The organism is Clostridium sp. CTA-1 (genome assembly GCF_054768215.1).
In genome coordinates this window covers 1-16,123 of the sequence record NZ_BAAAAP010000018.1, presented here as the reverse complement: position 1 = coordinate 16,123, position 16,123 = coordinate 1, and the positions used below count along the sequence as shown (strand labels likewise).

The 16,123-nt window shown below is 24.9% G+C and carries 12 protein-coding genes; 11 read left to right on the top strand and 1 reads right to left on the bottom strand.

Annotation, left to right across the window (positions count from 1 at the left end):
- Positions 1-143 precede the first annotated feature (143 nt).
- The 7 genes from ACYUEW_RS13835 (at position 144) to ACYUEW_RS13805 (ending at position 11,599) form a co-directional block, all read left to right on the top strand.
- On the top strand, positions 144-4,196 hold the full coding sequence (locus ACYUEW_RS13835) for an AAA domain-containing protein (RefSeq protein WP_460276942.1): 4,053 nt from the start codon (positions 144-146) through the stop codon (positions 4,194-4,196).
- Positions 4,197-4,272: 76 nt separating this feature from the next.
- Entirely contained in the window at positions 4,273-5,340 is a 1,068-nt protein-coding gene (locus ACYUEW_RS13830; RefSeq protein WP_042385966.1) for a mannose-1-phosphate guanylyltransferase, read from the top strand.
- Between the two features lie 336 nt (positions 5,341-5,676).
- The gene (gene larC / locus ACYUEW_RS13825; RefSeq protein ID WP_265204190.1) at positions 5,677-6,954 is read left to right on the top strand and encodes a nickel pincer cofactor biosynthesis protein LarC; all 1,278 of its coding nucleotides are present in this window, start codon (positions 5,677-5,679) and stop codon (positions 6,952-6,954) included.
- Between the two features lie 4 nt (positions 6,955-6,958).
- Positions 6,959-7,765 (top strand): ATP-dependent sacrificial sulfur transferase LarE, encoded by an 807-nt coding sequence (gene larE, locus ACYUEW_RS13820; RefSeq protein WP_460276941.1) that lies wholly within the window; start codon positions 6,959-6,961, stop codon positions 7,763-7,765.
- A gap of 19 nt (positions 7,766-7,784) precedes the next feature.
- On the top strand, positions 7,785-8,531 hold the full coding sequence (larB, locus tag ACYUEW_RS13815; RefSeq protein ID WP_003487948.1) for a nickel pincer cofactor biosynthesis protein LarB: 747 nt from the start codon (positions 7,785-7,787) through the stop codon (positions 8,529-8,531).
- 224 nt (positions 8,532-8,755) lie between these two features.
- On the top strand, positions 8,756-10,138 hold the full coding sequence (locus ACYUEW_RS13810; RefSeq protein WP_003487946.1) for a radical SAM protein: 1,383 nt from the start codon (positions 8,756-8,758) through the stop codon (positions 10,136-10,138).
- Positions 10,139-10,324: 186 nt separating this feature from the next.
- Complete coding sequence (locus ACYUEW_RS13805; protein WP_003487943.1) at positions 10,325-11,599, top strand: ABC transporter substrate-binding protein; 1,275 nt, start codon at positions 10,325-10,327, stop codon at positions 11,597-11,599.
- 117 nt (positions 11,600-11,716) lie between these two features.
- Here ACYUEW_RS13805 and ACYUEW_RS13800 read toward each other — a convergent pair whose 3' ends face one another.
- Positions 11,717-12,832 carry a glycosyltransferase family 4 protein gene (locus ACYUEW_RS13800; protein ID WP_042385962.1) on the bottom strand — a complete coding sequence of 372 codons (1,116 nt, stop codon included), beginning with the start codon at positions 12,830-12,832 and terminating at the stop codon, positions 11,717-11,719.
- Positions 12,833-12,997: 165 nt separating this feature from the next.
- Between ACYUEW_RS13800 and ACYUEW_RS13795 the strand changes: the two genes are divergently transcribed.
- The 4 genes from ACYUEW_RS13795 to ACYUEW_RS13780 are packed head-to-tail and all read left to right on the top strand — an operon-like array spanning position 12,998 to position 16,037.
- Positions 12,998-14,008 (top strand): CotS family spore coat protein, encoded by a 1,011-nt coding sequence (locus ACYUEW_RS13795; protein WP_042385960.1) that lies wholly within the window; start codon positions 12,998-13,000, stop codon positions 14,006-14,008.
- Positions 14,009-14,022: 14 nt separating this feature from the next.
- Positions 14,023-14,217, top strand: coding sequence for a hypothetical protein (locus ACYUEW_RS13790; RefSeq protein ID WP_003487937.1), 195 nt, complete (start codon positions 14,023-14,025; stop codon positions 14,215-14,217).
- A gap of 26 nt (positions 14,218-14,243) precedes the next feature.
- Positions 14,244-15,011, top strand: coding sequence for a hypothetical protein (locus ACYUEW_RS13785; protein WP_003487935.1), 768 nt, complete (start codon positions 14,244-14,246; stop codon positions 15,009-15,011).
- A gap of 12 nt (positions 15,012-15,023) precedes the next feature.
- Positions 15,024-16,037, top strand: a complete 1,014-nt coding sequence (locus ACYUEW_RS13780) for a CotS family spore coat protein (RefSeq protein ID WP_460276940.1) — start codon at positions 15,024-15,026, stop codon at positions 16,035-16,037.
- Positions 16,038-16,123: the final 86 nt, after the last annotated feature.

The following is a 16,123-nucleotide window of genomic DNA, read 5'->3' as shown; positions in this document are numbered from 1 at the left end:
TTAAAAGCTTAAAGGAAACAACAAAATTAAAGAATTTTTAATAGTAATTTGTACTACGATTTTTTTGAATATACCAATAATAAATGGTATAATTTAACATAAAAGTTAATATATTATTCTTTTAAATTAGTGGAGGTGTACATATGAAGTGTTCAGAGAAGATAAAAAATATATTTTATTATCTTTTGAGAATAAAGAAAATGAATAAATGCTCAAGTGATGTTAGAACATATGAAGCCCTATATACTAAAAAAGATATACTTAAAAATAATTATTGTAATGTAAGTAGAGATAAGGAGGATAATGTAAATATAAAAATATCCAGGGAAGCTGGGAAAATATATGATGAGATTTATAAACAATACCTAGATGGAGAGAATGAAAATGAAATAATATTAGGACAAGCTATATTAGGATTGAAAACAAATAAAAATATAATTCATCCTATGATAACTTCAAAGGTTAAAGTAGATTTTATAGATAAGGAAAATATATTAAGTTTAAAAATTCCTAGTAAAATAAAATTAGAAATAGAGATTTGTGATTTTTTAAATAAAAATTTGTTTAAAAAAATAATGTCTCAAAAAAATAGTTTGGAAAAAGAAAAAATAGATATAATGGATTATGATAATATAAAAAATAAAATACAATTATTATTAAATGATGATTCGGAAATAGTATTTAAAGACATATGGGATTTAAATAGAGTACAACTAACAGAAAAACCTATTATATATAATTGTCCTATACTTATAATAAGAAAAAGGGATAATAGTTTATGGAGTAAAGAAATTGAATCAATGGTAGAAGAAATAGATAATGGCTATGATATACCTAAAACTATTGAAGCTTTAGTAGAGGAAAAGGAAATAGAAGATGATTGTATTCATAAAAATCAATGGAAGGAATGTAAAGATGATATATTATTTCCTTTAGAGGCTAATGAGGAGCAAATTTCCATAGCAAAGAAAATTTGTGAAAATGAAGCTATATTAGTTCAAGGACCGCCAGGGACAGGAAAAAGTCATACTATAGCAAATCTTATATGCCATTTTTTAGCTCATGGTAAAAAGGTATTGGTTACTAGTGAAACCAGTAGGGCATTAAGAGTATTAATAAATAAAATACCTGAAGATATAAAACCCTTATGCGTAAATTTATTAGATGATAGTAATGGAGAGTATGAATTAGAACAATGTATTAAAAATATATCTGATAATTTATGCAAAAATCCAAGTGAGATAATAGATGATATATATATTTTAAATAATGAAAGAAAGGAATGTAAGAAAAATCAGCAGGTTCTATATAATAAATTAAAAGAAATTGAATTTATGGAAAATAAAAAAATACATTGCAAAGGAAACTATTATAAATTAATTCATATAGGATCATGGTTAAATGAAAACCAATATAAATATGGCTGGATAAAAGATAATATAAGGTATGAAGATATAAAACCTGTTAATGAAGAACAATTTAATAAATTAATATCAGTATTAAAAAACAACGGGAAAGAATATATAGAGAATATTAATGAGTTGATTTTTATATGTAATAAGATTCCATCATATAAGGAAGTAGAAAATAAGTTAGATAGAATGATATATTTAGAAAGTAATTTAAATTTCTATAAAAATAAAATAAAGGGATGGTATATACCTGCAGAATGTAAATGCAATTATGATATTTTGTTAGATTTTTTATACAATTGCCTTGAAAAAATGAAGAGTATAATACAAGAACCTATCCTAGGAAAAATGTTTAAACTATATTATTCAAGCAAAATTTTTAGAGATTCAATAAATAATTTTTTACTTAATTTAAATAGTTCTAAAGAGAAATTAATAGAAATAAGAAGAAATATAAACCAATATTCTATAGAGATAAAAGAAATAAAAGATATGGATGTTTTTATAAAGGATTATAAAAGAGTATATTCAAAAATTAGGGGAAAAAAGAAAGTTAGCAAAATATTTAAAGTTTTTAATAGCAAATATGATTATATTTTTAAAAATTGTTATATAAATGGAGAAAATATAAAAAGCATAGAGCAATTAAATATTATAAATGACTATATAGAAGAAAAAAATATATATAATTTTTTAAATAGGTTATGGGAAAATATAATAAATAGTTATATACAAGAGGATTTTAATTATAATATAGATAATTTAATTTCAATAGAGCACATAAGTAATAATATAGATACTATAATGAATTGGAATAGAGAATACAGAGATAAAATAATAAAACTGTTAGGACGAATAAGAATACCTATTAATATAAATTGGTATGAAATAAACACATATGAATATTTTATACAGTGTATAGAATGTATAAAAGCAATAAATGAGTATAATGATTTAAAAGCTTTTATGGAAATAATAAAAAAACAGGTTAGAAATTTTGAAAGTTTAAATTCTATAATAAAGGGTATAGATAAAGAAAATATAGATTATATAAAAGAAGCTTATAGTTATATAGAAAAAATTATGTCAATGAAATCCGATATAGATGAAATAAATTATGTGTATAAAAAGCTGGAAGAAAGTTGTCCTAGAACATTAGAATTTATATTGGAAAATTATAAAGAGAATTATAAATTTAATAATTGGGAAAATGCATGGAAATGGGCACAATATAATAATTTATTTGAAAAATTAGAAAAGATAGATGAAAAGAAACTGCAAGGGCAATTAATAGAAGAAAAAAATAAGGAAAAGCAAATAATAAATCAAATAATTAGCAAAAAAGCATGGAAGAATATAATATTAAATATTAATGAAGAGCAAAAAAGAAGCCTATTTTCATGGGTACAAGCTGTTAAACGAATTGGAAAGGGAAGGGGGAAGTTTGTATTACAGTATAGCAATATAGCAAAAGAAGAAATGGAAAAATGTAAGTCTATAATTCCAGTTTGGATTATGCCTTTAGAAAAGGTAATAGAGAATATAAAACCATCTAAAAATCAGTTTGATGTAGTAATATTTGATGAAAGTAGTCAAAGTAATATATTTGCAATATCTGCACTAATGAGAGCTAAGAAGGCAATAATAGTTGGAGATGACAAACAGATTAGTCCAGAAGTAGTGGGAATGGATCAAGGTATGATAAATAATTTTATTGACAAATATCTTGATGGTATACCTCATAATCAATGGTTTGATTTGCAGACAAGCTTATATGATACAGCTCTTAGAACCTTTAAAGATAGAATAATGCTTAAGGAGCATTTTAGATCTGTGCCAGAAATAGTTCAGTTTAGTAATAAACTTTGTTACGGAGACTTAATAGTACCTCTTAGATATCCAAAAATAAGAGAGGCGTTTAATTCACCTATTAAATGTATAAAAGTTGAAGATGGATATAGAGAAAAAAGTAAGCAAATAAATATTAATGAGGCGGAAGCACTAGTAAATAAATTACTAGAATGTTGTAGAGATAGCAAATATAATGGAATGACAATGGGAGTTATATCGTTATTAGGAGATGCTCAGAGTGAATTTATAGAAAATTTATTAAGAAATAATTTAAGTAAAGAAGAAATAAAAAGAAGAAAATTAATTTGCGGAGATGCCTATTCTTTTCAAGGCGATGAAAGGGATATAATATTTTTATCTATGGTAGTTGGAGATAATATGAAATATACTGCATTGACAAAGGAAACAGATATAAAAAGATTTAATGTAGCAGTAAGCAGAGCTAGAAATCAAATATTTCTTTTTTACTCCATAGATTACAAAAATATAAATAATAATTGTGTAAGATATAAGTTAATAGATTATTGCAATAATTATAAAAATTATAAAAGCAAATTACCCAATATAAATTATGTTATGCAAACTAAATTCCAGAAGGATATATATAACAATATTAGGAATTTAAAGGGTGATATAAAATCAAATATTAAATTAGGAAAGTATATTATAGATTTTATACTAGAAGGTAAACATAATAGAATAGCCATAATATGTGATGATGGGAATTTATATGAAAATAACAATGTAGAAAAAGTTTTGGATTTGGAAATGGATTTAACTAGATTAGGATGGGCTTTTTATAAAATAAGAGGTAGTAAATTTTATAGAAATCCAGAAGTGGAAATTGAAAAACTCCATAAATTCTTAATGGAAAGTGGGTTATATAAAGATGATCCTAAAGAAATATTAAAAAATAATTTGTTAGTAGTTTAAATATATATAATCTTTTTTCACCAATGCTATATTTTATACATAATATATGAATATAGCATTATTGGGAGAGGATTCTGTGTTATATGCATTAATACTTGCAGGTGGAAAAGGAACAAGGCTATACCCATTATCACGATCAGAAAACCCAAAGCAGTTTTTAAAGTTAATAAATAATAAAAGTTTTTTAAGGGCGACCGTAGATAGAATAAAACCATTAGTAAATAATGATAATATATATATAGTAACTAATGAAGAATATATGGACAAAATATACGAAGAATTACCAGAAATAAAAAAGGAAAATATATTTGCAGAACCCTATAATAGAGAAACTGCTACCTGTATAGGTCTCTCAGCGGTAAAACTTTTAAAAAAAGATAAAGATGCATCTATGATAGTGTTACCTTCGGATCATTATATAGAAAATGAAAAAGAATTTACTGATGTGATAAAACAAGGGGTAGATATAGTAGAAAAAAGAAGGGGATTAGTAACTATAGGTATAAAGCCTTTAAGACCAGAAACCGGATACGGATATATAAAAATGGGTGATAAGGTCAATAGCCAAAGCTTTACTTATAAAGTAGAAAGATTCTTAGAAAAGCCTAATTTAGAAATAGCAAGAGATTTAGTATCTAGTGAAGAATATTTATGGAATAGTGGAATGTTTATCTGGAGAGCAGACGTTTATTTAAGGGAAATGGAAAAATATTTACCTAAAATATATAAAAGCATGATGAGAATATATACTAATATAGATACAGATAAAGAACAAAAAGTAATTAGAGAAGAATATGAAGTAATAGAAGGAATTTCTGTAGATTTTGGTATTATGCAAAAGACCAGAAAAGCATATGTTATAAAAAGTAATTTTAAATGGGATGATATGGGAAGCTTCACTGCTCTTAGTAGATTTTTAAATAGCTGTAGAAATAATAGTATATGTGGGAATAGTTATTTAAAGGAAAGTGAAAATTGTTCTGTAATTGCAAAAGATAAATTAGTTATAGGATTTGGTATAAAAGATTTAGTTATAGTAGATGGTGGAGATGTATTACTTATAATGGACAAATATAAAGATCAAGAAATTAAGCATTTAGTACAAGAGCTAAAGGAAAATGAAAGCTTAAAAAAATATATATAAAAAATAGTATGGATATTAAAAAATTAATATCCATACTATTTTTTATATTTTTAAAAGATTATATGTAGTTTCAGATATAATTGTATATTTTTTTACTTATATTTATTATGTATATTTGAAAAAAATTTTTAAGTAATAACATTTTTAGTGTAAAAATTACATGTTAAGTATCTAACTAATATATAATTTTTGTTAATTCAAATAATTAAATACAGTATATTGTTAAAAAATTATTTAATATATGTTAAAATTAATTATATATTTAGACAATTATTGTGAATAATATAAATTGATATTATACTTTATATAATGAATATAAAATAAGGAGAATGAAATATGAGAAGAATATTGTATTATGATTGTTTTTCAGGAATAAGTGGGGATATGAATTTAGGGGCTTTAATAGATTTAGGTGTAGATAAGGAGTATCTATTAAAAGAATTAGCTAAGCTTAATATTAATGATGAATTTGAAATTAAAATAAATAAGGATGCTAGAAAAGGCATATCAGGAACAAAAGTTGATGTTATATTAAAAAATTTGTATGATCATAATCATGAACATGAACACAGCCATGAGTATGGACATAGTCATGAACATAACCATAAGCATGAACATGTTCATAAGCATGATCATGATCATAATCACAGAAATTTGATAAATATAAATAAAATAATAGATAATAGTGAGCTAAATAATAATGTTAAAAAGATTAGCAAGGATATATTTTTAGAGGTAGCAAAAGCTGAAGGAAAGGTGCATAATAAACCTTTAGAAGAAGTTCATTTTCATGAAGTTGGTGCAACAGATTCCATAGTAGATATAGTTGGTGCTGCTATATGTTTAGATTATTTAAAAGTAGATAAAGTATTGTGTTCAAAGATTCAAGTAGGATCTGGATTTGTAAAATGCGCCCATGGAACAATGCCAGTTCCAGCACCGGCTACGGCAGAGATATTAAAAGATATACCAATGGTATCTTCAGAAGAAATACCTTTTGAAGCAACCACTCCTACAGGAGCGGCTATAATAGCTTCTACAGTATATAAATTTACACAAAATAAAAATTTTCATATTGAAAAAGTTGGATATGGTATAGGTGGAAAAGATTTATCAGATATACCTAATGTATTAAGAATTTTTTTAGCAGAAAATAAAGAACAAGAAGGGAATGATATTGAACAAGAAGAAGCTTTAATATTAGAATGCAATATAGATGATATGAATTCTGAGATTTATGAATATGTAATTAACAAGCTACTTCATGAAGGAGCATCAGATGCTTATATTACACCAATAATAATGAAAAAAACTAGACCAGCTGCTAAATTAACGGTTTTATGTGAAAATAAATTAGAAAATATTATGAAAGAAATTATGTTTAGAGAAACTACTACCTTAGGAATAAGAAAATACTCTGTAGAAAAGTCTATGCTAAAGAGAAAAGTAGAAAAAGTAAACACTATATATGGAGAGGTTTCCGTAAAAAAATCCTATTTAAAAGGTCAGGTATTAAATAGCAAACCAGAATATGAGGATTGTAAAAAAATTGCATTAGAAAACAACATATCTATAAAAGAAGTTTATGAGGCAGTTAATAAACATAAGGAGTAATATTATGAACATAAATGACAAGTATAATAATCTTATTAACTATCTAAAAGATTTAAAGAGTGTGGCAGTGGCTTTTTCTGGTGGAGTGGATAGTACATTATTATTGAAAGCAGCAAAAGAAGCTTTAGGAGATAATGCTATTTCTATTACTATAGTATCACCTTATATACCAAAGTGGGAAATAAAAGAAGCTAAAGAATTAGTAAATAAGATAGGAATAAAATCATATTTTATAGAAGTACCAATGCTTGAAGAAATAAGATTTAATCCAGAAGATAGGTGTTATATATGTAAAAAAAGTGTATTTAATAAAATAAAATGTTTGGCGAAAGAAAAAGGAATTAAATATATAGTAGATGGAACCAATGCAGATGATACTAAAGACTATAGGCCAGGAATGAGAGCTTTAAAGGAATTAGAAGTAAAAAGCCCTCTTTTAGAAAATGCTATTAATAAAGAGGAAATAAGAATTTTGTCTAAAGAGTTACAACTAGACACTTGGGATAAACCTGCTTATGCATGCCTTTTATCTAGAATCCCTTATAATCAAGAAATAAAAAGAGAGGATTTAGTTAGAATAGAAAAAGCAGAAGTATATATGATGAAACTAGGATTTAGAGCAGTAAGAGTAAGAAGTCATGGGAATTTAGCTAGAATAGAAGTCCCTCAAAAGGAAAGAATGAAGTTGTTTAATGAGAGGATTTTAGATAAAGTATCAAAAGAACTTAAAGAGTTGGGATTTAAATATGTTACTGTAGATATAGAGGGATATAAAATGGGAAGTTTAAATGCTGAAATAAATATGAAATAGCTTTAAAAGAGGTGATAAAATGAATACAGAAGATATTAAAAAATTAATTCTAGATATTAAAAATGATAAAATTTCATTAGAAGAGGGGGTAAATATATTAAAGGATCTTCCTTTTAAGGATTTAGGATATGCTAAAATAGATAATCACAGAGAAATGAGAGTAGGATATCCTGAGGTTATATATTGCGCAGGAAAAACCGTAGATCAAATAAAGGGCATAATAGAATTTATGCTTACAAAAGAGAATAATGTATTAGGTACAAGGGCTACAAAAGAAGCCTATGAAGAAGTAAAAAAAATATGTCCAGAGGCTGAATATAATGAATTAGCTAGAACTATAGTTATTAAAAAAAGAGAAGTAAAATCTAAAGATGGATACATAGCTGTGGTTACAGCAGGAACTTCTGATATACCTGTTTCTGAAGAAGCAGCAGTTACAGCAGAGCTATTTGGAAATAAAGTTGAAAGAATTTATGATGTAGGTGTAGCTGGGATTCATAGACTATTTGATAAATTAGAATTAATAAGAGGTGCTAGAGTTGTTGTGGTAGCAGCAGGAATGGAAGGGGCTTTGGCTAGTGTTGTAGGCGGTCTTGTAGATAAGCCAGTAATTGCAGTACCTACTAGTATAGGGTATGGTGCTAACTTTCAAGGACTTTCGGCCCTATTGTCTATGTTAAATAGTTGTGCAAGTGGTGTAAGTGTTGTTAACATTGATAATGGTTTTGGAGCAGGATATCTGGCTAGTATGATAAATAATTTGTAAAGGTTATTATTTTAAATAACTTAGTGATTTTAAATCACTAAGTTATTTTTTTTGAATATAATGAATAGGATAGTATTAAATATGTTTGTGAATACTTTGTAAAACATAAAATTAAATTATTGACAATTAGTCAATTGGTAATATAATGGTTATAAGTAATCATAATTCGTGATAAATTATAGTTAAGGTTAAAAATAATTTTATTTTATCGGGAGGGAGCTCATATGAAAGTCATAAAATTATTGCAAAAATCTGCTAAAGACAAAATGGTAAAGACTGCAGCAGGTTTACTTAGTACAAACCCCGAAAAAAATGTAGACAGATTATTTACATTAATAGAAAAAACCATAGCTAAAGATGAGGATAATTTAAAAAGATTAAAAGTTGTAGAGGATGAGTACTATAATAATCCATCTACCCATGAATTTGTACAAAATTTATTTAAAACCACAGATAAAAACTGTATGCAAAAATTTTTTACAAATTTTTTTGCAAATGCTGTTTGGTATGGAATGCCAAAGAGAGAAAAACTTTTTAAAGAAGATGAAATAAAAACACCTTTCGTAATATTAATAAGCCCGTCTATGAGATGTAATTTAAGATGTACAGGTTGCTATGCTGCAAATTATAGTAAAGAAGATGATATCCCTTATGAAGAAGTAGATAGAATAATTGAAGAAGCTAGAGAAATCGGAATATATTATTTTATAGTATTAGGTGGAGAACCTTTTTTTAATGAATATATGTTAGATATTTATGAGAAATACAATGATTGTATTTTTACACCTTTTACAAATGGAACTTTGTTTAATGAAGAATTAGCAGATAGAGTTCAAAAGTTAGGGAACATAATACCAATGTTTTCATTAGAAGGTTTTGAAAAAGAGACAGATGCTAGAAGAGGAAAAGGTGTATTTAAACAAGTTATGCATGGAATGGATCTACTAAGAGAAAGAGGCGTATTGTTTGGAGTTTCTACAGCTACGGGAAGAAATAACATAGATACAGTCATTTCAGATGAGTTTATTAATATGTTAATAGAAAAAGGTGCTAAAATGAGCTGGTATTTCATATTTATGCCAGTAGGTGAGGATCCAGATTTTAATTTAATGTTAACACCAGAACAAAGAATATATTTGGGTAAGAAAGTCAGGAAAATAAGGAATGAGAAACCATATTTTGCTATAGATTTCTTTAATGATGCTCCATATGTTGGTGGTTGCATAGCTGGAAAATATTATTGTCATATAAATTCACATGAAGATGTAGAGCCATGCATATTCGCTCATTTTGCTACAGATAATTTAAAAAATAAGAAATTAATAGATGTATTTAAAGCGCCTTTCTTTAAGGAGTTAAGAGATAGACAGCCATACAATGATAATCTATTAAAACCATGCATGATGATAGATAATCCTAAAGTTATAAGGGAAATAGCAAGTAAAACAGGGGCTAAACCAACAGATAAAGGGGCAGAAATGATGCTCCATGATGAAGTATTTAAAAGTAAATTAGACAAATTGGCAAAGGATTTTGATCCTTTAGCAGAAAAAGCTTGGAAAGAAGATTTTCATGAAAAAGGAAATTATGAAATGTCAAAGGGCTAAAAATAAATTAATTTTATATAAATTAAGGTATTTCATTTTAATGGGATACCTTTTTATTTACTCCATAAGGATTTGTAAAACTTATTATTTAAGCTTCATTAAGTTGAACATAATTATATTATAATATATTATAGTTATAGTATATATGTTAAAAATATTAATATAAGGCCTTTAAGGGAGGTTAAAATGAAGAAAAAGAAACTTATTTATATAGGTATTATTGTAATATTGATAATACCTGTAATATTAGTTATTTTAGGTAGATATAATAATACTAAAAATTTTACAAAAGATAAATTAGTTATATGGGGAGATGTTAAACATAATCAAGCCATGAATGAAGGTGTTAAAGACTTTAAAGAAAAATATCCTAATGTAGAAGTGGAGTTTTATAATAAAAATAAGGAGAATATGATAGATGAATTTTCAAAAATAAAAGATAAAAATTCTTATCCTAATATAATATGTTTAGATGATAAGGATACAAAAGAGTTTGGAGCAAGATACTATAAAGATGTAATTATATTAAATGACCTTATGAAAAATACCATAAAGGATTTTATTCCTTGCAAAAGAGAGTTAGTTAAGCTATATGATAACTTTATTGCTGTTCCCTATACAGTAGAGCCTGTAGCATTATATTATAGAAAAGAGTTATTAGAAAAGTATAATATAAATAGTAAAGACATAAAAACATGGGATGATTTTATAAAAATTGGTGAGGAAATATATAAAAAAAGCAATGGAAAAGTAAAAATGATATCATTTAACAAAAGAGACAACAGTATGCTTGAAGTTTTATTAAATGAAAAAGGAATTTACTATTTTGATAAAGATAATAAGTTACAAATAGATCAACCTAATTATATAGATACTTTTAATATTTTAAAGAGAATAGAATCAGCTAATATAGATTTTGATAACAAGGGAGATTTTAAATCATTTGTCAATAATAATAATGTAGTATGTATTCCATATAATTCAGAGCTATCTAATTATTTGATAAGTGAAAGAAAGAAAGAAAGTGGTAAATGGGAAATAATGAAATTACCATCCTTTGAAGTAGGAGGTAAAAATTCTGCAATTACAGGAGGAACTTCTATTGTTGCAATAAAATCTTGCAAGGAATCTAAAGATAAATTATCAATGGAACTGATAAAAAATATAACATTAAATAAGTATAGTTTAAATAAAGGATTTTTAAATTATGGACAATTTCCATCCTATAAACCAACTTATGAGTATGCTAAATTTTCTGAAAATGTAAACTATTTTAATGAGGAAAAAATTTGGAGAATTTTTGTTGATATAGCAAGTAAAACTCCAAATATAAATTATACCAAGAACTACAATTATGTACAAAAAGTTATGATAGATTTTAAGAAAGAGTTATTAAACACTAATGATATAGAAAAAGAGCTAAAAAGTATAAAAATTTTTATTAATAGTATAACAAAATAAAAATAAGATATATAAAGTAATATAAATATATAATTTTATTGACTAGTAATTATATATTTATATTAAAAAAGTATTTAAGAGCCAAAATTTAAGAAAAAATTTTGGCTCTTTTTTATGTTATTTTAAAACGCTGTTATATACATTTAAGGTATTTCGTGCGGTTTTATTCCAAGAAAAAAGCATAGATCTTTCAAAAGCTTTTTTACTTAATCTATCTTTTAAGTCTGGATTTTTTAATATATTTTCTATTGAGTTTGATATATCATCAATATCTAAAGGATCTATATTAATACAACAATCGGAAGTAACTTCCGGAATAGAGGTAATGTTAGAAGCTATAACTGCACAACCACAACTCATAGCCTCAAGTGGTGGAAGTCCAAAACCTTCATATAATGAGGGATAAATAAATACACTACACCCATTATAAAATATAGGTAGATCCTGTTCTTCTACGAAATCTGTGAAGATTATATTAGAGCTTATTTTAAGTTTACGACTAAATTCATATAATTTTTCACCTTCATCTTTTTTAGAACCCACTATAACTAAAGCGTGTTCTTGTGGTAATTTGTCATATATCCTTTCAAAAGCCTTTATTATAGATGTAACATTTTTTCTAGAACTAAAGCCACCTAAATATAAAATAAAAGGTAAGTTTATTCCATATTTTCTTTTAAGTATGTCTTTACAATACAATTTATTTAAGGGCTTGTATTTGGAATCTGCTGCTAGTGGGATAACTTCAACTTTATCTTCCCTCATAGGAAAGAATTTCAATATATCTTTTTTTGACCATTCAGATACGGTTATTATTTTATCAGATAGTTCAATTATTTTAGGCATTTCTTTCAGAAATTTATTTAAATAACCTTTTCCAACAGTTTCTGGCATTATATAAGGAATTAAATCATGAATAGTTACTATAATTTTACAATTTATATTTTCAGAAATACCTATACCATTTTGTGGTATATGATATATATCAGATTTAGTGCTGTTAAGGTTATATGGAATATAGGTTTGCTCAAAAAATCTACTATGTTTTTTAGAGGTTAGTATAATATTAGTATTATGTTTTTTAAATTTAAGATAGTCATCCCCTGACCAATATATATTGAATGAATCTTCGTGAGTTTCTGCTATCATATTTGTTAATATTTTTTTTGTATATGTTCCTATACCAGTACCCTTATACCAATTTATACCCCTACCATCTATGGAAATATTCATTTTTATAACCACCTCATTAAAAGCATTTATTATATATGTCAACATAAAGTATAGCTTTACTGTTATATATAATATTAATCTTTCCTAAAAAATGTTCCAGTTATCACCAAAGTACAATATTTTCATATAATACATATAGATTAATAAAATAATGGAGGCATTATTTTGGATAAATCAGAAATCATAAACATAGTGGAAAATAATTATGATATAAATATTAATTCTATAGAAAAAATAAAAAATGTATATAAGATAATTAGTGATTCTAATAAAGCATATGCTTTTAAAATAATAAAATATGAATTCAATCATTTTTTATTTATAATAAGTTGCATGAAACATTTACAATGTAATAATTTTAGCAAAATTCCAGAAATTATTCCTAATAATAAGGGTTTAGATTATATAAAAATAGGAGATTTTTACGGATATATAACAGAATGGATAGATGACTCAAGACAATGTAATTATTCTAATCCGGTAGAAGTTATGATGGCTGCCAATAAATTGGGCCAGTTACATGAAAAGAGTAAGAATTTTTATATAACAGAATATATGAAACCTAGAATCGGATGGTTTAAATGGCCCAAGACGTTTCAAACAAGAAAAGATGAAATACTAGATTTCAAAAAAAGGATATTAAATAAAAATAAAAAAAGTGAATTTGATAATTTTTATATAAGCATATTAGAGGATGAGATTGAAAGAGCAGATAGGTCAATAAAGAATTTATGTGAAACAAACTATCTAAATGTAATGTTAAAGCAAATTGAGGATAGATGTTTTTGTCATCATGATTATGCTAATCATAACATACTTATAGATAGTGAAAATCAAATATATATAATAGATTTTGATTATTGTATGTTAGATACTAAATTACATGATTTAGCCAGTATACTTATTAGAGTTATGAAAAATGGTAAATGGGATTTAAAATCAGCAGAACTTATTTTGAATTCTTACAGCGAAGAATCTTATATAGATAAAGAATATATACTTATAATGGCCGCTTTTATGGAATTTCCACAGGATTATTGGCAAATAGGTATACAGTATTACTGGGAAAAACAACCTTGGAGTGAGGAGTTCTTTTTTAGTAAGCTAAATAGATATTATGCAGATAGAGAAGAAAGACAAGAGTTTATAGAAAAATTTAGAAAAATTAATATTTAAGGAGAGATATAGTTATGTCTCGTAATAAAAAATATTATGAAAATATAAAAGAAAATATGAGTGAATTAGATAAATATGAAGAAGAATTACAGGAACTAAAAGAATCTGTTAAAAAATTAAAAGAAATAAAGAAAAAAAAGAAAAAAATAAATAAACTTAAAGATGAAGAGAAAGAAGTCTTAAAGAAGATAAGAAAAAAATATAAATAGGTACTAAAGGAGGTGCAATATATGAAATGGATTCATTAAAAAAAATAACTGATATTTCTCATTATTTAAAAAGTAAGGATATAAATATAATAGAAGACTTTAAAGATGATCATAGACAGTTAAATAATTTATCAGAGGAATTGGTAACAGAACAATTAGAAGTGATTAGTTTTTTTCATAAAAATACACTAGGGAATAAAAGTTATATAAGAGGTGGGATAAAAAATAAAACAGGCATTATAATTGAGAAATATAAACTGGATTTAAAAAAAATAAATAAGTATGTTAGAAATTTAAAAGATAAAAAAAGTAATAATACGGATTTAGAAAAATTAATTTTAGATTATATGCCTAATTATATAAATAGGGCTGAGAAGGTTATAGAAAACATATATGAAAATGGATATATTAATTTGGTATGGAGAAGTATGGAGAGAAAGGAAATATGTTTGGGTAAAACGTATTTTAATAATATTAGATATAATAAAGAAATAGAAGTTATAGATATTAGTAAATGTAGTTATAATATGGTAGAAATGGATTGTATAGAATTACTATATAAAGTAAATAAAAAAAACTCATCTTTAAATATAGAAAAATTATGTAAAAATTTTTGTGAATTTGAAAGCTTGAATGATGAAAGCTATAAATTTATTTTATATATGTTATCTTATCCTTACTCCATAATAAAGTGTTGTACAAAATATATGAAAGAAAAGGATTTAAATAAAGAAAAACACTATATGGATAGATTTAATAAGGCTATGAAATTGGATTCTAATAGCTTTTTTTAAAGGAGTGATGAAATGGATAAGCTAAATAAAAGTTATCTTAAAAAATATAATTTATCCTTAGATTTATTTGATCAATATGATTTTATTGTAAAGGATATTTATCCTATTAGAAATGTTTATATTATAGATACAAACAAAGGTAAAAAAATATTAAAAAAAGTTGATTATACTCTAGAAGAATTAAAATTTATAGAAGAAATAATAGATTATATAAAAATTCAATTTGGAAGAATAATGGAATTTGAAAAGAACATACAAGGAGATATATATACTATATATAAAGGTGAAATGTATTGTTTAATGGATTTAATTGATGGACGAGAATGTCAATTTAGTAATCCTTTAGACTTAAAGATTTCCTCTGCAGCTTTAGCCAAAATGCATAAAGCATCAAAAGGCTTTACAACAAACTTTAATAAAAGGGTTTTAAATGGCAAATCTATAGAAAAATTTAAGATACAAAAAGAGGAGATGAATTTTTTTAAAAAAATGGCTAATATCCATAAAAATAAGAATGAATTTGATAATTTATTCTTATCCGAAATAGATTATTATATAGATGAGATAAGTAAAAGTATAAATATATTAGAGAATAGTTATTATTATGATATATGTAAAGAAAATGACAAAATATCTATTTGTCATCATGATTTAGCTTATCATAATATATTGATTAAAGAAGATAAGGCTTATTTTATAGATTTTGATTATGCTATTTTAGATTTAAAAGTTAATGATTTGTGTAATTTTATAACAAAGGTTATAAAAAATTTTGGCTTTGATATTAGCAAGGCAAATATTATCTTAAATAGCTATTCTGACGTATATAGCATAACGGATAAAGAATTAGAAGTATTATATGGTTTGTTAAGTTTTCCCTATGACTTTTATGATATATCTAAAAATTATTATACAAAACGAAAAGATTGGGATGATGAGGTATTTCTAAACAGGCTAATAAAGAAATGTAACTATAAGGAAGATAGAAAGGAATTTTTAAAAGATTTTAGAGATAATCTATTATAATATGATTTATAAAATATTAATTTAAATATATAAACACTATCAAAATTATTTTACTAAATAAAATTTGATAGTGTTTTATTTAATAT